Annotated in this window: 26 protein-coding genes and 2 tRNA genes; 3 read left to right on the top strand and 25 right to left on the bottom strand. The window is 39.8% G+C overall.

The window, feature by feature from the left end; genetic code table 11:
• Positions 1 to 51 precede the first annotated feature (51 nt).
• The 8 genes from C9414_RS14560 to C9414_RS14525 form a co-directional block, all read right to left on the bottom strand.
• Positions 52 to 351, bottom strand: a complete 300-nt coding sequence (locus tag C9414_RS14560; protein ID WP_047204161.1) for a hypothetical protein — start codon at positions 349 to 351, stop codon at positions 52 to 54.
• The gene (locus C9414_RS14555) at positions 348 to 563 is read right to left on the bottom strand and encodes a helix-turn-helix transcriptional regulator (protein ID WP_107163901.1); all 216 of its coding nucleotides are present in this window, start codon (positions 561 to 563) and stop codon (positions 348 to 350) included. The genes C9414_RS14560 and C9414_RS14555 overlap by 4 nt, the downstream gene beginning before the upstream one ends.
• Positions 564 to 750: 187 nt before the next feature.
• The gene (locus C9414_RS14550) at positions 751 to 1,356 is read right to left on the bottom strand and encodes an ABC-2 transporter permease (protein ID WP_047204162.1); all 606 of its coding nucleotides are present in this window, start codon (positions 1,354 to 1,356) and stop codon (positions 751 to 753) included.
• Positions 1,340 to 2,215: an ABC transporter ATP-binding protein gene (locus C9414_RS14545; protein ID WP_047204163.1), complete on the bottom strand. Its 876-nt coding sequence runs from the start codon at positions 2,213 to 2,215 to the stop codon at positions 1,340 to 1,342. The genes C9414_RS14550 and C9414_RS14545 overlap by 17 nt, the downstream gene beginning before the upstream one ends.
• A gap of 5 nt (positions 2,216 to 2,220) precedes the next feature.
• The gene (locus tag C9414_RS14540) at positions 2,221 to 2,592 is read right to left on the bottom strand and encodes a GntR family transcriptional regulator (RefSeq protein ID WP_107163900.1); all 372 of its coding nucleotides are present in this window, start codon (positions 2,590 to 2,592) and stop codon (positions 2,221 to 2,223) included.
• A gap of 169 nt (positions 2,593 to 2,761) precedes the next feature.
• Complete coding sequence (locus C9414_RS14535) at positions 2,762 to 3,889, bottom strand: DUF418 domain-containing protein (protein WP_107163899.1); 1,128 nt, start codon at positions 3,887 to 3,889, stop codon at positions 2,762 to 2,764.
• A 176-nt stretch (positions 3,890 to 4,065) separates the two neighbouring features.
• Positions 4,066 to 4,353, bottom strand: a complete 288-nt coding sequence (locus tag C9414_RS14530; RefSeq protein ID WP_046313621.1) for a hypothetical protein — start codon at positions 4,351 to 4,353, stop codon at positions 4,066 to 4,068.
• Positions 4,346 to 4,648, bottom strand: coding sequence for a DUF2089 family protein (locus tag C9414_RS14525; protein WP_046313618.1), 303 nt, complete (start codon positions 4,646 to 4,648; stop codon positions 4,346 to 4,348). Before C9414_RS14525 ends, C9414_RS14530 begins: the two co-directional genes overlap by 8 nt.
• A 189-nt stretch (positions 4,649 to 4,837) precedes the next feature.
• Between C9414_RS14525 and C9414_RS14520 the strand changes: the two genes are divergently transcribed.
• The 3 genes from C9414_RS14520 to C9414_RS14510 are packed head-to-tail and all read left to right on the top strand — an operon-like array spanning position 4,838 to position 6,886.
• Positions 4,838 to 5,263 carry a DUF4064 domain-containing protein gene (locus tag C9414_RS14520; RefSeq protein WP_046313615.1) on the top strand — a complete coding sequence of 142 codons (426 nt, stop codon included), beginning with the start codon at positions 4,838 to 4,840 and terminating at the stop codon, positions 5,261 to 5,263.
• Positions 5,264 to 5,276: 13 nt separating this feature from the next.
• The gene (locus tag C9414_RS14515) at positions 5,277 to 5,966 is read left to right on the top strand and encodes an ABC transporter permease subunit (protein WP_107163898.1); all 690 of its coding nucleotides are present in this window, start codon (positions 5,277 to 5,279) and stop codon (positions 5,964 to 5,966) included.
• On the top strand, positions 5,966 to 6,886 hold the full coding sequence (locus C9414_RS14510; protein ID WP_107163897.1) for an ABC transporter ATP-binding protein: 921 nt from the start codon (positions 5,966 to 5,968) through the stop codon (positions 6,884 to 6,886). The genes C9414_RS14515 and C9414_RS14510 overlap by 1 nt, the downstream gene beginning before the upstream one ends.
• A 65-nt stretch (positions 6,887 to 6,951) precedes the next feature.
• Here the strand turns inward: C9414_RS14510 and C9414_RS14505 are convergent, their stop codons facing one another.
• The 17 genes from C9414_RS14505 to C9414_RS14420 all read right to left on the bottom strand — a co-directional run bounded on the left by C9414_RS14505 (position 6,952) and on the right by C9414_RS14420 (position 22,352).
• A complete protein-coding gene (locus tag C9414_RS14505; RefSeq protein WP_076839397.1) occupies positions 6,952 to 7,149 on the bottom strand; it encodes a hypothetical protein in 198 nt (65 codons plus the stop codon).
• A gap of 69 nt (positions 7,150 to 7,218) precedes the next feature.
• Positions 7,219 to 7,734 carry a HEAT repeat domain-containing protein gene (locus C9414_RS14500; RefSeq protein ID WP_107163896.1) on the bottom strand — a complete coding sequence of 172 codons (516 nt, stop codon included), beginning with the start codon at positions 7,732 to 7,734 and terminating at the stop codon, positions 7,219 to 7,221.
• A gap of 19 nt (positions 7,735 to 7,753) precedes the next feature.
• Positions 7,754 to 9,175, bottom strand: coding sequence for a sporulation killing factor system integral membrane protein (gene skfF / locus C9414_RS14495; RefSeq protein WP_107163895.1), 1,422 nt, complete (start codon positions 9,173 to 9,175; stop codon positions 7,754 to 7,756).
• Positions 9,168 to 9,890 carry an ABC transporter ATP-binding protein gene (locus tag C9414_RS14490; protein ID WP_107163894.1) on the bottom strand — a complete coding sequence of 241 codons (723 nt, stop codon included), beginning with the start codon at positions 9,888 to 9,890 and terminating at the stop codon, positions 9,168 to 9,170. Before C9414_RS14490 ends, skfF begins: the two co-directional genes overlap by 8 nt.
• A gap of 220 nt (positions 9,891 to 10,110) precedes the next feature.
• The gene (locus C9414_RS14485) at positions 10,111 to 10,512 is read right to left on the bottom strand and encodes a RidA family protein (protein WP_047204169.1); all 402 of its coding nucleotides are present in this window, start codon (positions 10,510 to 10,512) and stop codon (positions 10,111 to 10,113) included.
• Between the two features lie 115 nt (positions 10,513 to 10,627).
• A complete protein-coding gene (locus C9414_RS14480; protein WP_107163893.1) occupies positions 10,628 to 11,383 on the bottom strand; it encodes an ABC transporter permease in 756 nt (251 codons plus the stop codon).
• A complete protein-coding gene (locus C9414_RS14475; RefSeq protein ID WP_107163892.1) occupies positions 11,380 to 12,297 on the bottom strand; it encodes an ABC transporter ATP-binding protein in 918 nt (305 codons plus the stop codon). The genes C9414_RS14480 and C9414_RS14475 overlap by 4 nt, the downstream gene beginning before the upstream one ends.
• 366 nt (positions 12,298 to 12,663) lie before the next feature.
• Positions 12,664 to 13,020, bottom strand: a complete 357-nt coding sequence (locus tag C9414_RS14465) for a DUF2200 domain-containing protein (RefSeq protein ID WP_107163891.1) — start codon at positions 13,018 to 13,020, stop codon at positions 12,664 to 12,666.
• Between the two features lie 546 nt (positions 13,021 to 13,566).
• Positions 13,567 to 15,369, bottom strand: coding sequence for a glutamine--fructose-6-phosphate transaminase (isomerizing) (gene glmS / locus C9414_RS14460; protein ID WP_008360582.1), 1,803 nt, complete (start codon positions 15,367 to 15,369; stop codon positions 13,567 to 13,569).
• A 574-nt stretch (positions 15,370 to 15,943) separates the two neighbouring features.
• Complete coding sequence (gene glmM / locus C9414_RS14455; protein ID WP_107163890.1) at positions 15,944 to 17,290, bottom strand: phosphoglucosamine mutase; 1,347 nt, start codon at positions 17,288 to 17,290, stop codon at positions 15,944 to 15,946.
• A gap of 24 nt (positions 17,291 to 17,314) precedes the next feature.
• Complete coding sequence (locus C9414_RS14450) at positions 17,315 to 18,724, bottom strand: CdaR family protein (RefSeq protein WP_107163889.1); 1,410 nt, start codon at positions 18,722 to 18,724, stop codon at positions 17,315 to 17,317.
• Positions 18,717 to 19,538 carry a diadenylate cyclase CdaA gene (cdaA, locus tag C9414_RS14445; RefSeq protein WP_008344027.1) on the bottom strand — a complete coding sequence of 274 codons (822 nt, stop codon included), beginning with the start codon at positions 19,536 to 19,538 and terminating at the stop codon, positions 18,717 to 18,719. Before cdaA ends, C9414_RS14450 begins: the two co-directional genes overlap by 8 nt.
• 217 nt (positions 19,539 to 19,755) lie before the next feature.
• Complete coding sequence (rsiW, locus tag C9414_RS14440; protein WP_024424448.1) at positions 19,756 to 20,382, bottom strand: anti-sigma-W factor RsiW; 627 nt, start codon at positions 20,380 to 20,382, stop codon at positions 19,756 to 19,758.
• Between the two features lie 14 nt (positions 20,383 to 20,396).
• Positions 20,397 to 20,960, bottom strand: a complete 564-nt coding sequence (gene sigW / locus C9414_RS14435; RefSeq protein WP_024424449.1) for an RNA polymerase sigma factor SigW — start codon at positions 20,958 to 20,960, stop codon at positions 20,397 to 20,399.
• Between the two features lie 183 nt (positions 20,961 to 21,143).
• Positions 21,144 to 22,055, bottom strand: a complete 912-nt coding sequence (rocF, locus tag C9414_RS14430) for an arginase (RefSeq protein WP_107163888.1) — start codon at positions 22,053 to 22,055, stop codon at positions 21,144 to 21,146.
• A gap of 136 nt (positions 22,056 to 22,191) precedes the next feature.
• A tRNA-Gln gene (locus C9414_RS14425) sits at positions 22,192 to 22,263 on the bottom strand.
• A gap of 4 nt (positions 22,264 to 22,267) precedes the next feature.
• Positions 22,268 to 22,352, bottom strand: a tRNA-Tyr gene (locus tag C9414_RS14420).
• Positions 22,353 to 22,354 lie beyond the last annotated feature (2 nt).

Raw genomic sequence — 22,354 nt, 5'->3', positions numbered from 1 at the left:
TTTTTCTCTTCCCTTCATGATGAAGAACTCCAGCTTACATCTAGCGATGAATTAATATTTCCTTTCACAATAGATGATACCGATTGTATTTGCGCAAACACTTGATACATACATAAAAGTAATCGCTATATAAAACCATTCTCTTGGAGATGAGAATTGATGGACCGAAGCTTGGATAACAGCAACCAATATATAGGCTAAGGCAATACCTATAATAGAAAAACTTCCTGCTTTCGCTAAAATAAATTGACCTCGTTCATCATGTTTATATTCACGACTTTTCTTAAATTGAAAGGCCGTGCTTATAACAGAAAGGAAAATCAAAGAATAAAGAATGATCGTCGTCATCATTGTTGTTCCTCCTTGTCGACCTCTTGAAATACGTCATACAAATCAACTTCAAATGTTCTAGCAATTTGAAATGCTAGTTTTAAAGACAAAGAATATTTACCATTTTCAATCGCTGCTACCGTTTGGCGAGTCACACCTAACTTCTCTGCCAGATCTTTTTGTGTCCAGTCTTTTTCAGCCCGTAACACCTTAATTCTATTTTTAATCTTCATTTCAATTTCCTTTCTTGAAGGATATTTTATTTAACATAATGTTAAAAATAATTAACATTATGTTAAATAACAATAACCTTTTTTTCTTCTGTATGTCAATTTCACTTGATTCAAAAAAGAAGAATCATCCATTTTGAAAGTCCTACTCAAAATGAATGATTCTCTATAAATGATCTGATCATCTGAATTAAAACACTTTCCTCTGGTAAATCGCAGTAGAAAGCCCCCAAGACAGCAGGTAGAAAAGCATAATCAGCACAGCTGATCCCGTATATAAAATAGGGATCGATAAATTCATAATAAAATCAGTGATCCCACTGAATTGCTCTGCTAAATAGAGAACAACAGGCGGTCCCATAGCAGATAATAGGATAAAGCCAAAGAGCACTGCCGTTGTGATATAACCAGGCTTTAAGATATAAAACAATGGAAACGTACACGCCGCGAACAATAAAAACAACCCGCTGCCAATCGCAATATCTGACAGCGAAAATAGCTTTCCAAACACAAATAATGCAGCACTTGTCAGCACGATCGCAATACTCATATAGAAAATGGCGCCAAGATAACGTGATGCGATAATTTCTTTCCGTGTATAGGGCAAGGAGTTTAATAGAATATTCGTTTCTGCCTTTTCATCATACGCATATGTGTTAAATGGAATGAAGACACTAGCAACTAGAAACGTCAATACTGGATGGACATCCATGAAAATAAAAAATAAGATTAACGGAATAAAAATAAGTAACTGCTTCTTTTGCAAAATCACATCACGCTTAATTAAATGAAACATGAGCAACCCCGCCTTTCAAATAAAACATGATATCCTCAAGCGACGCCGGTTCAATCACAACAGCATCACCAAAAATAAGATTCACTTCATCAATCCGATCTGTTAATGCCTCAAACCCCGCTGCTGTACGCTGAATATGGACAAAGGCCTTTTCTGTATCTCGATCCAATAAATCAAGACTTCCTTTCACAAGCGCATAGCTCTCTGCTACATCATGTATCGACTGTTGAAAGACCAATTTTCCACTTTGTATAAATGCAATATAATCCGCGATCCGGTCTAAATCAGTTGTCACATGCGTCGAGAAAAAGATCGTCCGATTTCCATCAATCATCAACTCTTGTAACGTGCCAAGCAGCTCTCTTCTAAAAACCGGATCTAACCCAGCCGTTGGTTCATCCATGATAATCAACTCTGCATGATGCGACAGCGCAATCGCAAGTGACGCCTTCATCTGCATCCCTTTTGAAAATGTTTTAATCGCTTTATGAAGCGGCAAGCCAAACTGTTCAACATATTGATCAAAAAGCTGGTCATCCCAGCGTTTATAGGCAGGTGCCACAATCCGTTTGATGTCTTTTAAATTTAATCCTGGAAAAAAAACGTTAGCATCGTAAACAAATCCGATCCGTTCCTTAATCTCTTTTTCATGAGTATGATAATCCAATCCAAAAACCTTGATGTCACCTGAATCGGGTTTTAACAAATTCATGATCATTTTAATGGTGGTCGACTTACCCGCTCCATTCTCTCCAATAAACCCTGTAACAAAGCCTTTCTTAACCTGTAAATCGAGATTCTGAACTGAAAAATCCTTGAATCGTTTCGAAACTCCTTTGAATTCAATCACATGCTCCACTCATCTCACTCCTCAAATAAGAACTTTAATAACTGCTGCAATTCATCAAAAGATAAGCCTAATTCTTTCCCGTTTGTGACAACCGCTCCAAGCTGTTCCTCGATCACCTTCAATTTCTTCTCTCTCATCACTTCTACGTTTTGTTCCGCAACAAATGATCCCTTGCCTACAATTGAATAAATAAATCCTGCCTTCTCTAACTCTTCATACGCTCGCTTTGTTGTAATCACGCTAATTTGTAGATCCTTCGCCAGCTTTCGAATAGACGGCAGTGCTGCGCCTTCTGCAAGCTCACCCGTTAAAATCATCGATTTGATTTGATTCGTAATTTGCTCATAGATGGGCTCCTTAGAATGGTTTGAAATCGTAATTTGCATATAAAAACCTCTTTTTTCAGATAGTTGGAACAAAATATTGTATATACACTATATATACATTATATACACACTAAGAGAATATTCAACCATTTTAAAAAATGTTCTCCTCATTTTTTTAAAATAAAAAACCGCACAGCCCAAAAGCCATACGGTTCTTTAACAAAATACTTTATCTCCAATATACCCATTTTCCCATAAGCCACTCCACAGGACCTCTTCTCCATTTTTTCAAATAGAGATAGCTGATGAACAGCTGTGCTGTGTACAGTCCGACAGCAAGAAGTAGCCCAAACATTGACCCCAATTGTCCAAATAGACCAAGTCCATAAGAATAGAAAATCGTTGTACAAATAATCGACTGTGCCAAATAGTTTGATAGAGACAAACGGCCAAGCCCTGCAAGCAGACGTTTCAACCCTTGAGCAGCCTTTGAATAGTAAAAAACAATAAAGGCTTGAATATAACCAATCGTCAGGACATAGGCTCCTAACGTCAACACCATTTCACTCCAAGGAGCATCAATAAACGTCGCACATTTTAAAGCAAGCCCGATGATAATCATCCAAACCCAGCCTTTACGATAAGCCATGCCTCGATCTTCTTTTGTCAAATGACCCTTTTTCCCGATCGCCATGCCAAGCAGTGCAAACGGGCCAACCATGATCGTACCGAAAAGAAACCCTAATATCGGCATAAGCGTAATGGTCGCGATCGCCAGAATAATAGTCACAATCATCATATCGTCTTCAACCGTAATCCGGCTGAGCAAAATATCCCCATAAGCGCCCTTCGCATACACATCGGTTAAAAGATCATCAGTCCCATAAACAAGTTCCATCATGTATGGCAAAACAACTAATGACAACGCACCTAACACACCCGACCAAATAAGCATTGTTTTAATCCGGCTGCTCAAAAACATCATCAAGAAAAACGTACAAGCTCCATAATAAAGAAGAATGTCACCATTCCAAATAAAGATGTAATGCAGCATCCCAAGCACAATCAGACCAAAGCCTCGGCGAACGACAATGGCATTCGTATTTAGTCCCTTAGCCTTCGTCGATTCAATCAGCTTGATAAAAGAATACCCAAACAAAAAGGAAAAAATCGGATAAAAAGAACCTTGGAACAAAATTTCCGTCACATATACACCGAATTCCTGCCCCCAAAAACTCGAATCAAACATTTTCTCAAAATCATAATCATATTGAAAATTAAGCATATTCACGATCAAAATACCTAATAAACTAAAACCACGTAAACTATCAATAAACTCAACCCTAGATCCCTTCAACTCGACAACTCCTTCGGACAATATAAAGATAAAGCATATTTATCATACCTTATTTTTAAAATTAAGGATATATCATCCTATAAAGTTGCTATTTTACTGAAGATATTTTGAACAGGAGTTTCATCATCTTCTATTAATATGTAATATGCTATCTCCATATAAAATGACTTAAAAATTTATAATACAATATCCTGTGATTTCATTTTTTCAATTTCTTTTTTCTTCTTTTGATGAAGCATTCTCCGGCCTCGATTCCATTCTTCGATCAAAAGAGCTAATCCCACCAACAGCAATATGATAAAACCAATATGATGATTTACCTGATACGTGAAATATAACCAACCCATTACTACTAAAAAGATAATAGGAATGCACGCTCCCCACATCAAATGATTTCGTGTTGATAAGAAATACTGCAAAGCAAAAATGCTAACGATTATAAGAAAGTACAAGATTTCATTCATCATCTTTACCCCTTTCTGCTTTATATTTTTCTATTATACCTTTGGCCACTTCTAAACTGATTTTCTCTTCAATTGCAAGTTTTTTTACATATTTAATCAATGTTTCTTGTTCTAACGTGTCATTTAAACGAATTAATTCAATAATTCTGTCTAGACGAGTCCTGACCGTAGGATAGGACACATCATAATCTTTTGCCATTTGTTTTAAAGAGCCTGAACTGAGAATAAATTTTCTGATAAATTCTCTATCTTCAGCATCTACAGCTAGAATCCACGTAGGAATATCTTTTTCCATGTATCCACAACCTCTCTTAGCTAATAGCATAACATATATTAAATAAAAATGATCATAATTTCAATAATTTTTTTAACAATATTAAATTATTTTAAACTTTATTAAAAAATATATGGATAAATGGACTAGATCCATGATATTGTCTTTTTAAGATAACCAAACAATAAATTGGTATTTATGGAGGCTATTATGAATCAAACTTTAGAAAAATCACTTATTTTTTTAGGAATTTCATTATTTATTTTATTATCGATTGGAAGTTTTATATTGCATGAAGGTACAAGAAATAGTGAGGATACAAACAATTTAATTCAAAGCTTCTTACAAGATGAAAACATCACAGGTATCACACCAGAACAAATAATTGTAATTCTTTCGAACGGAACTATATATATGATCATTTTATCTATGCTAAGCAGCTTAGTTGGGGCAATTTCTTTACAAGTCATGAAAAGAAATGTGCGGGCTGCAGGTATTATGTTAATCACAACAGGTATTTCAAGTAGCTTATTAACTGTTTTCTCTGGCTTAATTGGCAGTGCTGCATATTTAATAGCTGGAATGATTGTAATTTCTAAAAATCATTCAGCCACAAAAAATAAAATCCATCTTTAGAGGAGGGGATGTCATGTTTGCAATAGGATTGAAAGAGTTTAAAGTACTGTTTAAAAGTATACGATCCATCCTAATTGTTTTTATCATCATTGGAATTTCAACAGGTACTGCAAAAATCCTTAGTCAATTTAGTAATCAATTCGATTCTCTAGGTCTAAATGAAAATGCATATGTAGGTGGATTAATGGTTTTACTTTTTATTGCCGCTCCACTTTTTATCACAAGTCTCGCTCATAACGCTGTGAATCAAGAGGTTTATTCTCGTACAGTTCGTTTCTTAGTCACTAAGACGTCCAGAAGTAGTATCTTACTTGGAAAATTTCTCGGGAATTTTCTGTTTTGGGTTGTATGTTTAACAATTTCTTTCATTCTAATAATGCCTTTCTCAAACGCATTTTACTTTTTAGAATTGATTCAGTCCATCATCTTTATCTCGTACTTTTTAGGGTTCAGCTTGCTGCTATCTACTATTATTTCAAGCCCTTCAATTACGATGTTTTTAGGCATAACAATATCCATTATTTTGCCGATCATTGGTATGATCAGCATCGGAACTACAAATGTTTTCATTCAAATCGTAAGTTACATCACACCATATTATTATTTCACAAACGATCAGACTGACTTCACTTATATTGTGGTCATATTCCCTGTCATATTTTTACTCATAAGTATCATCACTTTAAGAAAGAGGGATTTATAGTGTATGCACTTAAAACAAAAAAACTAACAAAAAAGTATGGAAATAAGATCGTGGTTAATGAAATAGATTTGACCATTGAAAAGGGAAAAATATTTGGGTTTTTAGGGAAAAATGGTGCTGGAAAGTCGACATTTATTAATATGATAACAGGCATCATTCAACCAACCAGAGGATACTACGAATTATTAGGTTACAAAAAAGCGCAACAAAAAGAATGTTGGAGGAGAATAGGAGTTCTTCCTGATTATTCATCACTTTATGAAAATATGACAGCCATTGAACATATGGAGTATTTCAGCAAAATATTGAAGTTATATTTGAAGAAAGAGGATTTATTAGAACTCCTTGATAAAGTTGAGTTAAAAGATGCTGCAAAATTAAAAACTAAACACTTTTCTTTCGGAATGAAAAAGAAACTGGGAATTGCACAAGCACTGATCAATAATCCAGAACTCATTTTCTTAGATGAACCTACTTCTGGGGTCGATGCGAACTCAGCATTGACAATCCATTCCATGTTGAAAGAAATCGCTGCAAATGGGACAACTATATTTTTAACATCACATAACTTAAATGAGGTAGAAAAATTATGTGACGAGGTGGCCATCATGAACAAGGGTGTTCTTCAAGCGAAAGGTAGTATCGAGGATTTAAGAAAAACCTATAAAAAGAATTTGACTGTTTATATTAAACACAGTGCCATTTGTAAGAACCAGCAGGAATCTTTATTAAGAGACTTGAAGGAAAACGTGGAAAAATGCAAAATTAACGAATTAAATTCCCATCTAGTGATTGAGGACGAAGCAAGAATCCCAACCATCAACAAACTATTCTTATCAAAAAATATTGATATTTTTAGATTAGAGGTCGATGAGCCCTCTTTAGAAGAAATATTTATGAACATTGACAATCCCATTTAAACAATCCATCAACTGTAGATTTATAAACGACATTTTATTAAATCTACAGTTGATAAGAATACTCTTTATAATGATGTCTGTTCTTCTTCTATGCGCATGACAAATTTAAGATAAAACAAGATGGCCAATCCTAAAAAAATAAAGGAAAATTCCCATTCAGAACTAATTGGCACCACTTCAAGAATGAAAATAATCACTAGAACGATACCAACTCCTGCATAGAAAAATGCATTTCTTTTTAACTCTTTATTTGATCGAAACATAACGATCCCCTTCTCTTATTTATTCCAAGTTTATGTGGCGTAATTTTTATAACATATACACATTTAATATTACTCATCCCCTTTTTCCTTTAGCTGAAAAGCGATAATTTTCCCTAAAGCTTCCTCTGCAGCAAAAGGAGTAACGCTGCCTGTTGGATTTTCTTGTTCTTGTTTTAAGCACTCGTACATTTTTTTTTCGATTTTTGATGGATCAATCCAAGAAATACACCATGATGCCCAAAAACAAGTAGGTCCCTCATAACGTTTCGCTAATGGCAGAAGAAATGGCAGACTAGGCTGACCAATCCTCATGAGTGACATGGCAGCTGCCATTCTTGTATCCTCTTCGTCACTTTCTAATAGCTGTGCTAGCGGTTCAGCTGCGTCCCCCGCATCTGCTCCAAATTCACCCAGTACTGCTGCGGCAATATTTCGCAGAGACCCCTTTTCTTTTAAAGCTTCAACAAGCACTGGCACTGCATCTTTTCCTGACTTTCTCAATTCCCCCATTGCTTGAACGATCGTTACTTCATTTGTATTGGCCAATTGTTGAACGGATTGAGACAGCTTATTTTCTGGTTTCATTTACAATCAACTCCTCTTTTTAATGAACCGCACGGTATCGATAACAAAGCACATAAAATCCAGCCCCAGCCGCTAGGGATACAATTGTAGTCAACAAGCCATCAGTGATGAGATAAATGCTAATCATGACCATCGCACTGATCACAGACGCAAATAGCAATGATCGATAATAGGCGGCCAAAGCAAAACTCCTTTCTCGTCTCAGAGGCTGCATAAAGGCAAAGAGTCGTATGACCAAAAACCATATATAAACTCCTCCACCAAATAAGGTCCAATACACAACATCCTGAATCTCAACCAAATAAAGAGAAATCAAGTAGAAAGCATACAGCCAAAAGGTTTGAAACACTTCTAACAGAATGATTTTTTGATATAAAGCACCTGGAAAAAGGTAGAGCACTCCTGTTTGTGCGTGTCTTACAATCCCTGCATAGTATGAACTAAAAAGAACGGATGCCGCGATGACGATCAAGAATAGATTCAGCCAATCTGAAAAATAGGTAAAGACGACATAGTAAGTACCAATTAACAGCATGGTAGATAGTACATGGAAAATCATATACTTTTTAATCAGCAATAATTCAATCCAAAGAAAAGCCCAAACGCCCGTTAATGCTGGAAGTCCCCACCATGTCCTGCTCTTTTTTTGAACGATTGGACTTGATTGAATATGTTTCCCCTCAAATTCCTCCCAAAATACTGCCTCCTTGACTAAAGACTCCTTCATCTCTAAACGATGACTAGCACTGTACATCATCATGAAAGATAGAAACATCACTCCAATAAAAATGAAGACAGAAAGAATGGAGAACTCTTCGATCATACGTCCAACTTGAAACATTAAAGAATCAGCAATGTTCATCAATGAAGGCTGTTTCATCACCAATTGATTCAAAACAAGTAGTGCAAAGCTGAAAAACATCAAGACAAAACCGAGTAAGAGCAAACGCTTGTATACTCGAATGGTTCTAGCACAAGAAACCGCAATCATCCAAGTTTCGACCAAACATAACAGCCCTGTCAGAATGAGTGATTTTCCAAGCAGAAACGGGTACTGCTGCGTCATAAAAAACAAGAGTAGATCGGCAGCTACAGCAGAGAAAATGAGAAGAGCCCCTCTCCAGAAAATGTGATACATCCACACACTGATAACAACCGTCCATAAAGAAACGCCATTTCCATATAACCAAATGATATCGTTCATTTGGCTAGGCAGCCGATTTGTAAACAAGCCAACCCCCGTATAAAGAACAAACAAACAGACAATGATCCATCCCACTGAACTCGTATCCCAATCACCCATACTTGAAACCGCGCTAAGCTGAAAACCAATTGCCGCTATGAAAAGAAGTAAGATCAGAAAAGGCATTTTCTTTTCTTGATTTTTACTGATCAAGCGCCTTTGAGATTTCATCCATAAAAGGGAGAGTGTGTTATTCACTTGACCACTCCCCCAAAAGTTGAATAACTTCTGCCCTCCACTCAACCTGTTCTTCCTTTAATTGAGGAACATCCATACTCTTCATGATGGCACCGTCTCGAATCAATACCACCCTACTGGCTGTATCGAGAACGAACTCCAGACTATGAGTCGACACAAAGACCGACCCACCTTGACTGCTTTTTTGTCTCAGCCAATCCGACAGCCACTGTTTAGACGGAATATCTAACCCGACAGTCGGTTCATCTAATATAAAAAGGGAGGCATCTTGAACAATGGCTCCTGCTAAGACGACACGCTGCTTTTGGCCTCTTGAAAGCCTTCCGCACAGTTCATTCATCTTCTTTTCCATATGTACTTCTTTCAACGATTCATATACCTTTTCCTTGATCTGTTTTAAGCCTTTATGATATCCACGTGCACGGAATTGAACATGTTCAGCAGCCGTTAAGTCTGGATACAAATACGGCTGATCAGGAATAAGAGCTACTTGTTTTTGGACATGAGAATGACCAGGCGGGAAACCCTCTATGAGAATTTCCCCTCCATCTGGTTTATATAGACCTGTTAAACACCGAATCGTTGTCGTCTTCCCGGCACCATTAGGCCCAAGCAGCGCCACAACCTCCCCTGGTTCGATGGAAAATGACAGATCCTCTATCCCATCACCATTTCTATATCGTTTGCTTACATTCTGAACCTCCATGAATGGCATCAAATCTCTCCCTTTTATTAGAGTGATGTATGCTTATCTATGGTGTGTTAAAAATCAAAAACGAATGTCATTAGACCCACTAATTATTAACCCTAATATTACCATATGGAGAATAACAAGGTAATAGAAATGAGGTAATCTATTCTATATACAACGGAAAAATAAAAAAGATTATGTACAAAATAAAAAAAGATTGGGTTGCAGTATCCCAATCTTTTATCTATTCACCCAAAACCATCTCCTGACACGCCCAAGCATCCACCTCTACCTTTAAAGCAGGAGATGCCAATGCCACCACATAAATCATCGTCATACAAGGCAGATGATCGCCTAAAAACTGCCCCATGATTTGTTTCCTGCTCTCAGCATCGAACTCTCCCACGAGATAAAATACTAGTTTCGTTATATCTTCCACAGCCATATCTGCCGCTTCAACGTTTCGCTTCACATTCTCTAACGCTAGTTCGAGCTGCTCCAACGGGCTCTCTGGGATTGTCCCATCCGCTTCCATCCCCACCTGACCTGATAGGGTTAACCACCGCTGAGGTCCTGTTGTTTCTATTTGATGGGTATATGGTGCGACTGGCGGATGAATGGTCTCAGGATTACGTGATGTTCTCATAAATAAAAACCTCTTTTCTGAAAATACAGTCATTTTTTATCATCATATCAAACTTTCTACCATATTCAGATTTTTATGCTCAAAGTAAACCTGAAGAAACAATTGCAACAGCCTGCTATAATTCTTGTCTTCTAAAAAGAAACCATCCAATGAGAAAAAAGAAAACAATCAATATCGATACACCTAGAAGACTTGTAAATGCCTGATCCGAATAAGTCCCCTTATGAATCATCTCTTCGGCTGCACTTGTCACGCCTTTAGGTGCAAACTTCCCTAATGTCTCTTCATAAAATGAAGGAACGGTAAACAGAATAAGATTGATCAAAAGCGACATACCGCCAGCTGTGACAGAACGTTGAAAGAACGCCGAAGCACAAATGGTCGATACCACAATGAGCAATAAATTTGGATAATAAAGAAGTGTTCCTTTTAACACATTGAGCCAATCCAGATGCCCAAATTGAATGTCCACATAATAAACAGAGGCAAGCACCGCCACCACCAAACTAAACAAAGTCAAACAGGCATAGACGCATATTTTTGAAACATAATAACTTGTTCGACTGATCGGTTTCACCATAATCATCGCGGTCACTCCAGAGGCACGCTCTCCAGCGATCGTCCCCATCACGATCATAATCAGGATAAACACACCTAGCGAATCAAATTTACTCAATGCACTCGCCAAAGCCTCTCCAGCACTAGGCTCTGGTATATAAAATGTGGACCCTTCAGGTAAATTAGCTGATTTCGATAGAAAATCTGGCAGCATTTTGAGCGTAATAGGCTGTGTGATCATTAAAATCATAGGAACAAATAAAATTTTATAGCTAGTGAATAATTCCCTAAATTCCTTTTTCAACATCATTATGCATTCACAAACTTCATGAAAATATCTTCAAGCGTCAGCTTAGATAGTCGATAATGGAGGAGAACACCGCCAGCTTCAGTGATCAGACGAGGCAGCTCCTTCAATGCCGTTTGTTGATCTTTGACTCGCACCTGATAAGCGTTTTCTGTCTCAATGCAATCCTCCACCCAATGCCGCTCTTTTAGCAAAGCCACTAATTTCGTATTCTGTTGTTCTAATTGAAATTCAAACACTGGCTGGATATAGTCTTCTTTGATTTGTTTTATCGAAGAGGACATCTCAATTTTGCCGCTGTTGATCATGATAATATGATCCGCCACTCGTTCAATGTCATCTAAAATATGGGTCGACATAAAGATCAGCATTTCATGCTTTAGACGCTCAATCAACGTCAAGACGTCTTTTCTTCCCATTGGATCAAGTGCGGACACAGGCTCATCTAAGATCAGAACCTTCGGGCTGTTGATCAGTGCCTGCGCAATGGCAAGTCTCTGCTTCATGCCTCCACTATAGTTGCCAATGGCACGATCCTTCGCCTCATATATGCGGCAAAGCTTCAACAGCTCCTCTGTTTTGGAGCGAATGATGTTTTTCTCTAAATGAAATAACCCACCAACCCAATGCATCCACTCCTGCCCCGTCATATCCTGATAAAATGCAGGATGCTGCGGACAATATCCAATCACATGACTGATTTGATCCATCTGCTTTGTGACATCCAAACCTGCCACCTTCACGACACCAGACATAGGACGAGCAAGCCCTGTGAGAATCCGAATCGTTGTTGTCTTCCCCGCTCCATTGGCTCCTAAAAAGCCAACACATCCAGCCTCCCCAACAGAAAACGAAACATCTTTTAAAACTTTATGCCGACCATACGATTTCGTCAGCCCATAACACTCCAACATATTCAAGCGAATCCCCCCTACTAAGATTGTTTACGGCCAAAAATCAAATACGCAATAGGACCGGCACTCGCCACAAACACAATCACCAAAGCTCAAACCCATTTCACCTCTCCTCTGATTCTCGATGGGTCTCTTTTCAACAAATCAAACAAACCAATCACCATTAAAATGGCTTGCAGCAAAATAAGAGGTAAAATCATCTTCATATCCATCCACGCCACTCCCTTTTCAAACACCAATTTGTTTTGGTATTACTTCTTTTGACGACATGAAGAGAGAATTCGTTCAAATGGATTTTATTTTTATTAATCGAATGGTCTATAAATATAAAAAAGCCCAGTGAAGGTTATTCACTAGGCTTGCTTGTGATATTCATGACGAATCTCGCAAAATCTTTTCCATTTTCTTTCCCTTGGCTAACTCATCAATCAGCTTATCCATATACCGAATGTTTTTCATGGTTTCTTCCTCAATGTCCTCTACCCGGACACCACAGATGACTCCTTTGATTAAACTGCGAGAAGGATGAAGCTCAGGAGCCTCAGCAAAGAAGGTTTCAATGTCTATCTGTTTATCTATCTGTTCCTGCAGCTTTTCTGGACTGTACCCTGTTAACCAACAAATAATCGTATCGACTTCAGCCTTCGTTTTTCCCTTTCTCTCCGCCTTTGCGATATAGAGAGGATAGACTTTTGCAAAGCTCATTGTGTAGATTTTATGTTTGGTCATGTGTCTGCTCTCTTTCTTCGTTAAATATTTAACTTGTCATGCTTTCTCAAGGGGCCGCTCTCTCATTATGCCTATTTTTTTTATGTTCAAGCCTTTCTATTTAATGCACTTAGTATACATGTCCATCTAAATGAAAATGTGCTATAAAATACAACTTATAAACGATGATATATGCCTTTATTATTTCTTTCATCTTTTTTGAAAACTCTATATTTAAGAAATTGAACAATACAAAATCCAAGGAATACACCTATTGGTCCTCCACTTGAGACAGGACCACCAATTAAACAATAAGAAATGATAAACAATGCAATATAACCAATTATAAAAAAAACAATTCCCCATTTTTCTTTTTTTACGTATCGAATAAAAATAATATTTCCCCCTTAAAATACGTATCTATATTTATGATGACAGCAAGTGGAGATATTGTCCATTAATCAAAGTTCAGCTTAAATCTTTATAATACTAGTTCTTTTAACATAAAAATACCCCTTTAGAAAACGATATCTAAAGGGGTATCAAAAATCCGATCTTATTTAATCCCTACTCCACCGTCACACTCTTCGCAAGGTTACGTGGTTTATCCACATCACACCCGCGGTGAAGGGCTGCGTAGTAAGCGATCAGCTGTAATGGGACAACAGATGCAAGTGGTGCAAGTGCTGGGTGTACAGCTGGAAGGACGAAACGGTCGCCTTCGTCTTCTAGGCCTTTTAGTGAGATGACACATGGGTTTGCTCCGCGTGCAACGACTTCTTTGACGTTACCGCGAATGCTGAGGTTCACGTGCTCTTGCGTTGCAAGGGCAATGACCGGTGTGCCTTCTTCAATTAAAGCAATTGTGCCGTGTTTGAGTTCTCCACCAGCAAAGCCTTCTGCTTGGATGTAAGAGATCTCTTTTAGCTTCAGTGAACCTTCAAGGCACACATAGTAGTCAAGTCCTCTTCCGATAAAGAATGCGTTACGTGTCACTGTGAAGAAGTCACGAGCGATTTGTTCCATTTCATCCTTTTGATCCACAAGGGCTTCCATTGCGTTTGCTACAATCCCAAGCTCTTTCACAAGATCAAAGTCAAGAGATTGACCGTTTAATTCAGCTGCAACTGAAGCAAGGATTGCAAGTACAGCGATTTGTGCTGTGTAGGCTTTTGTTGAAGCCACTGCAATTTCTGGTCCTGCATGAAGAAGCAATGTGAAGTCCGCTTCACGAGAAAGCGTAGATCCTGGTACGTTTGTGATCGTTAATGCTTTATGACCAAGCTCTTTAACTTGAACAAGTACAGCGCGGCTGTCCGCAGTCTCCCCAGATTGAGAAAGGAAGATGAACAACGGTTTTTTCGATAGAAGCGGCATGTTGTAAGAGAATTCACTTGCTACATGGACTTCTACAGGTACTTTCGCCCAGTCTTCAATGTATTGTTTACCGACAAGTCCAGCATGGTAGCTTGTTCCGCAAGCCACAATGTAGATGCGGTCTGCTTCTGCTACTGCGCTTGCGATATCGCCAGCGACTGACAGCTTGCCGTTTTCGTCTTGATATTCTTGGATGATTTTGCGCATAACAAGCGGCTGTTCATCCGTTTCTTTTAACATGTAGTGAGGATATGTGCCTTTCTCAATGTCGCTTGCATCAAGCTCAGCGATATAAGAAGGACGTGTCATGATATCACCGTCAAGGTTTTTAATAATAACCTCGTCTTTAGTAACAATGACCATTTCTTTATCCATTAATTCCGCATATTCGTTTGTTACTTGAAGCATCGCCATTGCGTCAGAAGCCACAACGTTGAAATCTTCGCCGAAACCAACCAATAATGGGCTTTTGTTTTTCGCCACATAGATTGTTTCTTTGTTTTCGTTATCGAAAAGGGCAATCGCGTAAGAGCCTTTTAGTTGAAGAAGCGTTTGACGGAAAGCTTCCTCTGTATCAAGACCTCTATTCACAAATTGTTCGATGACTTGAACAACAACCTCTGTATCTGTGTCGCTTTTTAGTGTGACGTCTTGTAAATATTCGCGTGTCAATTGTACATAGTTCTCGATGACACCGTTATGAACAAGCGTAAAACGGCCAGAAGCACTTTGATGCGGATGCGCATTTAGATGGCTTGGTACACCGTGTGTTGCCCAGCGTGTATGTCCAATTCCCGCTGAAGATGCCACGTTTGCATCAACAACTTCACGAAGCTCAGCGATACGTCCTTTTTCTTTGAACACGTGCACGCCTTCTTCGTTTGCCACAGCGATACCTGCTGAATCATACCCACGGTACTCAAGCTTCTCTAAACCTTTTAATAAGATTTCCTTCGCATCATTCTGACCAATATAACCTACGATTCCACACATAAATATTCTTCCTCCCGATCATGTGAAAGGGACAAAGAAAGCCTACTAAAATAGAAGGGACATTTCTTCGTCCCTCTCTACATGTTTAATTTGGGAGATCATGTGTATTCCCTTTGTACAAAGAGTCACCTCTTTGGTTTAAAGAAACACTTACGGCTGTGATCTCTTTTTGATCAGCCGGGAGGCATCCGCCGAAAATTCGATAACCTCCATCCTCGTCAACTAAGCATCTTTCGTCCGATCGCTTAGTTCGGGCGCTATAATTATAAGAGAGTTCCTGAACATCTACCCTGCCTTTCCTCATAGAATAAAAAATCCAGTAACACAAGGATGATTGTACTATAAGGTCTGACCTCCGTCAATCACAACGTAGAGGGTGATCCCCTCCATTTGAGAAAGTAAGACCTCCATATACTATATGCGATGAGGCTTGCCACGTTCTACCTTTGATGTGCTCTCCTATGTATGAAGGCAGCTTCAAGTTACCCTCACTTATATGATTCGTACAGATCCATCCAATTATGACGTTTTTTCAAAAAAAAGCAAACCGCTGCTAGCGATTTGCTTTCATCTATTACTCAATACCCATTTCTTCTTTCACAACAGCCGTAATTCGAGCTACATATTCATCACACAGCTCTTTTGTTTTTGCCTCTGCCATGACACGTACAAGCGGTTCTGTTCCAGATGGACGAACAAGAATACGGCCGTCACCATTCATCTCTTTTTCGACCTCTTGGATCACCGCTTTTACTTTTTCATTTTCTTCTACTTTATATTTATCAGACACTTTCACATTCACTAAAAGCTGCGGGAACTTTTCCATTTCCGCTGCAAGCTCTGATAATGTTTTCCCTGTCGCTTTGAGCGTATTCACAAGCATGATCGCAGAAAGCATGCCATCACCTGTCGTATTATAATCAAGGAAAATCAAATGGCCTGATTGCTCACCGCCGACATTATAGCCATCCTTTTTCATCGCTTCTACCACATAGCGGTCACCAACAGCTGTTTGAATGCTCTTAATACCTTGCTTCTCAAGCGCTTTATAAAAACCAAGGTTGCTCATGACCGTTGACACGACGGTGTCATCCTTTAATCGGCCTTCATCCTTCAAATAACGTGCACATATGTACATAATTTGATCGCCGTCTACGATATCACCTTTTTCATTGACTGCAATTAAACGGTCACCGTCACCATCAAACGCAAGACCAATATCTGCACCCTTCTCCTTCACAAATGCAGAAAGTGCCTCTGGATGAGTCGAGCCGACACCATCATTGATATTCAATCCATTTGGTGATGTTCCCATTGTAGACACATCAGCATCTAAATCTGCAAATAAATGTGTCGCTAGAGAAGAGGTTGCACCGTGTGCACAGTCAAGCGCCACGTGAATACCTGTGAAATCCTCATCCGCTGTCTGCTTCAAGAATTGCAAGTATTTCTGACCGCCTTCAAAATAGTCATTGACCGTTCCAAGATCCGCTCCAACCGGGCGTGGCAATTGATCGACTGGTTGATCCATCAGCTGTTCAATTTCGTTTTCCTGTTCATCTGACAGCTTAAAGCCGTCACCGCCGAAGAATTTAATGCCGTTGTCTTGAACTGGATTATGTGAAGCAGAAATCATGACACCGGCTTCAGCATCCATTGCCTTCGTTAAATAAGACACACCAGGTGTTGAGATCACACCTAGACGCATCACTTCAGCTCCAATTGAAAGTAAGCCTGCAACGAGCGCTCCTTCCAGCATATGACCGGATACACGTGTGTCTCGTCCAACGAGTACCTTTGGACGTTCTTTATCCTTTGTGAGCACATAGCCGCCAAATCTCCCAATTTTAAATGCGAGCTCTGGCGTTAATTCGCTATTTGCTACACCCCTTACACCGTCAGTTCCAAAGTACTTGCCCATGTTTCAATCGCTCCTTTTTTCCATTCAAGAGGACGCTTCGTCCTCTTTTTTATCTTCTTTGACCGGCTGTCTTTGATTTGATTCTTTCTTTGCTTTATCTTGCGTGGATTCTTCTTTACTCTTCTCATCCTGATCATCTTTATCAGATGATTGATCCTTCCGATCATTTGTAGAAGCCGGCTGATCCTCTGTATCAGTAGAAGTGAGTTTCACTTTGACCTTTGATCTTGATAATGTCCATGTCACATTTTGAGGACCGTTCACTTGAACTTTGACCTCATGGGTTCCTTCGTTCAAGTCCCCTGCATTGATATAAGCTTCAACATCTGAAGCCTTTAGTTTATCAATCGCACTCTTTGATCCCTTTGCTGTTAACGTGATCCGTCCAGAAGATGGGCTCACAAAATCAGATGTGAGATCCTTGCTCAAACCCACGACAGAAATCGGTACATTATCAATCTTTTTTTCTTCAGCTGTTGCAACCTTCACTTTGATCTTTACAGTTTCGGGTGATACCTTTTTCACACCATCTGGCAGGGGAATGTCGGCATCAATCTCCGTATCATCTTTGATCTTGCTTAGGTCCAGCTTGACACCATCAATAAAATCAAGTGCATCCAGTGCCTTTTGAGAGCCGTACACTGTGACCTCACTCGGGCTTGTCTCAATGCTTGAGATGCTAATCCCTTCTGGCAAGCTGCCCGTCCGCTCAAGTTTAAACGGAACCTTTTTGCTCGGACTCGAGATTGGGACTGTAATATCCACCACGGATGGACTTACTTCGACTGGCAGCTCATTCCCACTGCTATCATACACAGTGAGCTTCGCTTCTTTTTCAATTTGCTGATCGACATCCTCTAAGTTCACAAAAGCTTTAATGACAGAAATTTTGTCGATGACGTCCTTTGATCCAGTGACTGTGACCTTTTTCGGATTCACAATGGGCTGTTCAGGAGAATAGCCGTCTTTGATTTTATTTTGATTATAAAATTCGGTTTCAACAGGAAATTCAGCTGTCGTTTTTTCTTGTATCGTCACAGTCGTCACAGATGGATTAATCGATAGTGTGAGCCCCTTCGATACATCTCTTGCCTTCAGCTCCACTTTATGTGTACCTGTCGATAAGTTCTGCATGTCTGCGTAAATTTCAAAATTCTTTGTTTGTCTTGCTGTTTTCACAGCACTTGTTGATCCTTTAATCGTGACATTGACTGTCTGCGGCACACCAGTGACGACGTACTTCTCGTCATCATAATACGCTTTAACAGGAATGTCGGTTAAAGTTGCTTCATCTGTCGTCGATGTTGGGAAAAAGGATTCACCGATTTTTTTCGGCGTGGGCGCTTGCGCTGAATTGACTGCACCATACAGCAATAAAGCGAAGACCAATGCAAGAAGCTTAACGGCCCAGCGATTATTCAAAATCTTATCCATTTTTCTTGCCCCTCCAATACCATTTGGTCGAGGAAGCATCTTTGCTGTTCTTACTAAATTCAGCAATCAGCATTTCTTCAAGCGCTTCTTCTGTCAATTCTCGGTGGAGATCACCATTTCTTGCGACAGAAATGCCGCCAGTTTCCTCAGAAACGATGACAGTTAAGCTGTCTGTCACTTCACTTATTCCAACTGCCGCCCTATGACGCGTCCCAAGCTCCTTAGAGATAAAAGGGCTTTCTGACAGCGGTAAATAGCAAGCGGCAGCTGCAATCTCATCCCGCTTCATAATGACAGCACCGTCATGAAGCGGTGTATTCGGAATGAAAATATTAATGAGCAGCTCTGAACTCACCTTTGCATTCAAAGGAATCCCTGTCTCTATGTAATCATTCATTCCAGTATCGCGCTCAATTGTCAGCAGCGCGCCGATTCTGCGTTTCGCCATATAGTTAATTGCTTTTGTAATTGCCTCGATCGTTTTCTGCTGCTGTTCCTCTACAGGTGTCCCGCTTCTTGAGAAGAAACGGCCGCGCCCAAGCTGCTCAAGCGCTCTCCTTAGCTCTGGCTGAAAAATAATAATGATCGCAAGGAATCCCCACGTAATCGCTTGATCCATCAGCCATTGAAGTGTGTTAAGACCGAGATACGCACTTCCCATCCTGACGAGAACAATGACCACAATTCCCTTTAAAAGCTGAACCGCTTTTGTTCCGCGGATGACCATCATTAATTTATATATCACATACCAAACAACGAGAATATCAACAGCATTACCGAGGTACTGCAAAAAAGGAATATCCCCTAAAGCCATTTCCTCGTCCTCCAGAATTTTCAGTTATTCTTCGTTTGATGCATTTTTTAATATAAAAAGAGCCTATGTATCAATACATAGCGTGGCTATTATACCACATTTTGTTTCAGCAAGGAAAATAGTTGCCATATCTGGCTGACTTACTAGTATGCGTGAATCTCACCAATGTATAGAAAAAGAGCAGCCCCCTTAGAGACTGCTCTTTAAGCCGATTGAGTTACTTTTGCTCCTCTGGCCCAATGACCCGCATTACGTTTTGTGCTGTTGATTTCATTTTGTACCAGATCCAATCAAACACTTCATTAATTTCATTAATTTGACCAGTGACTTGTCCGGCAGAAGCAGTCAACTGTTCCCCATTGACGACGGTGACATTTCCATCAACCTTGCCTTCTACAATCAGCTTGCCATTTTTGACAGTGACATCTCCCTTTACGGTTTCCCCTTTAGGTACGGTCACTGTATCATTTTCAACGACGAGATTCGGCTGCTTTGACACACTGAAATTATGATCGGTATTCCAGCTCGTAAACAAACTGCCTCCCATTAAAATGAGAAAGAGGGCAGCGGCTACCATCAGCGGGTGAGCTTTGATCCATCTTTGAACCGACACACGCTTTTTCTCCTTTGGAAGACCTGCCATCACCTTTGCAGTGAAATCAGATGGTGCTTCTATATGAGATGTACTCTGCACTAGCGCGATGGATTTCTCAATTTGTTGAAAATGAGTACGGCACTCCTCACACGATTGCAGATGGCTTTTTAATTCTTTTTCGTCTTGGGGCTCAATGTCCCCGTCTAAATACTGATGCATAAGCTGGACGATTCTATCCTGACAGCTCATCAAAATCACCTCACTCAAAGGTCTCTCAACTGTTTCCGGAGAGCCTCTCTACCCCTGTGTATTCTCGTTTTCACCGTACCAACTGGTATATTTAGAATCTCACTAATCTCTTTTAACGAGAGTTCATCAATATACTTTAATACGATGACCGAACGATATTTGTCGGGTAATCTTAGAATTTTTTGCTGAATGGTGCTCGATAATTCAAGAGACACCACCTCATCCTCTGGCAAAATGCCATCAGCAGCAATTTGAGAATACATATTTAATCCTTCTGTTCCTGCCACCTCTGCATCTAAATAGTAATCCGGCTTTTTTTTGCGAATACGGTCGATGGTCAGGTTGGTTGCAATGCGGTACAGCCACGTGGAAAACTTACGATTCACATCAAAGCTTTCGATATTCACATAAGCACGAATAAACGCCTCCTGCGCAATATCCTCCGCTTCATGTGCATTCCCAAGCATACGGTAGCACAGCTGATAAATTTTGTCTTTATACAGGTCTACGATGTCTGCAAATGCGTTCTGGTCGCCTTTTTTCACTTGCTTAATTCTCTTTTTAATCATTGTGTCCATAGTATATTCAACCTCTGCCTTCACCGGTCTTTATGTATACGAACCTCTTTCCAAAAGGTTTCATTCTCCTCTAAAAAATAGTGTAACAAATTTTTGACAGTGTGTTACGCTTATCAACCGGTAAAAACCTTAACATATCCTTAAATTTTCCCAAAACAAAAAAGAACGGGAACAAGTCCCGCTCTACAATAGCTTTTCACCCATTAACGATCCAATTAATGCCACAGCCGCTTCTGCTGTTTTGTTTTTCTCATCTAAAACCGGATTTACTTCAACAAATTCAGCAGACGTTAAAATACCCGCCTCCTCTAAAAGCTCCATTGCAAGATGACTCTCCCGGTAACTAATGCCGCCTGCTACCGGAGTGCCTACACCAGGGCATTCCGCTGGGTCCAGCCCGTCTAAATCAAGCGAGAGATGGACACCATCTGTTCTTTCCTTTAGATAAGCAATAGCTTCCTCCATCACCCTTGTCATTCCTAAACGATCAATTTCATGCATAGTATACACTTTAATACCTTTCTCTCGAATCAAAGCCCGCTCTCCTTCATCTAAGGATCTAGCACCAATTAAAACGACATTTTCAGGCTTCAATTTAGGAGAATAACCGCCAATGTTTATTAAATCAGCATGCCCAAGACCGAGACTGACAGCAAGCGGCATGCCATGAATATTTCCAGAAGGAGAGGTTTCCTCCGTATTTAAATCACCATGCGCATCATACCAAATGACTCCTAAGTTTTCATAATGCTTGGCTACCCCAGCAAGTGTGCCAATCGCAATGCTGTGATCGCCACCTAAAATGAGCGGAAACGAACCTGATTGCACAATACTGTCAACCTTCTCAGCAAGCAGCTGATTAGCCCCAGCATTCTCGGTCAAATTTTTTAGCTTTTCACTTGTATATAAACCTTTCTCATCATCTCTTTGTTCAACTGGAATATCTCCGAGATCCTCCACATCAAATGAGAGCGTTTCCAATTTTTCTTTTACGCCTGCACAACGAATCGCACTCGGCCCCATATCGACGCCCCTTCTCGTTTGACCCAAGTCCATCGGAACTCCAACAATCGTGACCTTCTTTTGCTCTCCCATATGTACATCCCCTTTCCGTTCATGCTTATATTTTACTTTCTTGATGCCTTCTGACTCAACTCAACAACATTTTGAATAGTTATACATTCTCTCTGCCAACATAAAAAAAGACACCTTTTTGAAAAAGGTGTCTTAACTGGGCTAGCTGGATTCGAACCAACGCATGACGGAGTCAAAGTCCGTTGCCTTACCGCTTGGCTATAGCCCAAAAATGGTGGAGGGGGGCGGATTCGAACCGCCGAACCCGGAGGGAGCGGATTTACAGTCCGCCGCGTTTAGCCACTTCGCTACCCCTCCAC

Origin of the sequence: Bacillus sp. Nf3 (assembly GCF_003028545.1) — a bacterium.
GTDB classification, from domain to species: Bacteria; Bacillota; Bacilli; order Bacillales; family Bacillaceae; genus Bacillus; species Bacillus safensis.
The sequence above is the reverse complement of the archived record's forward strand: the minus strand, read 5'-3'. Positions and strand labels throughout refer to the sequence as shown.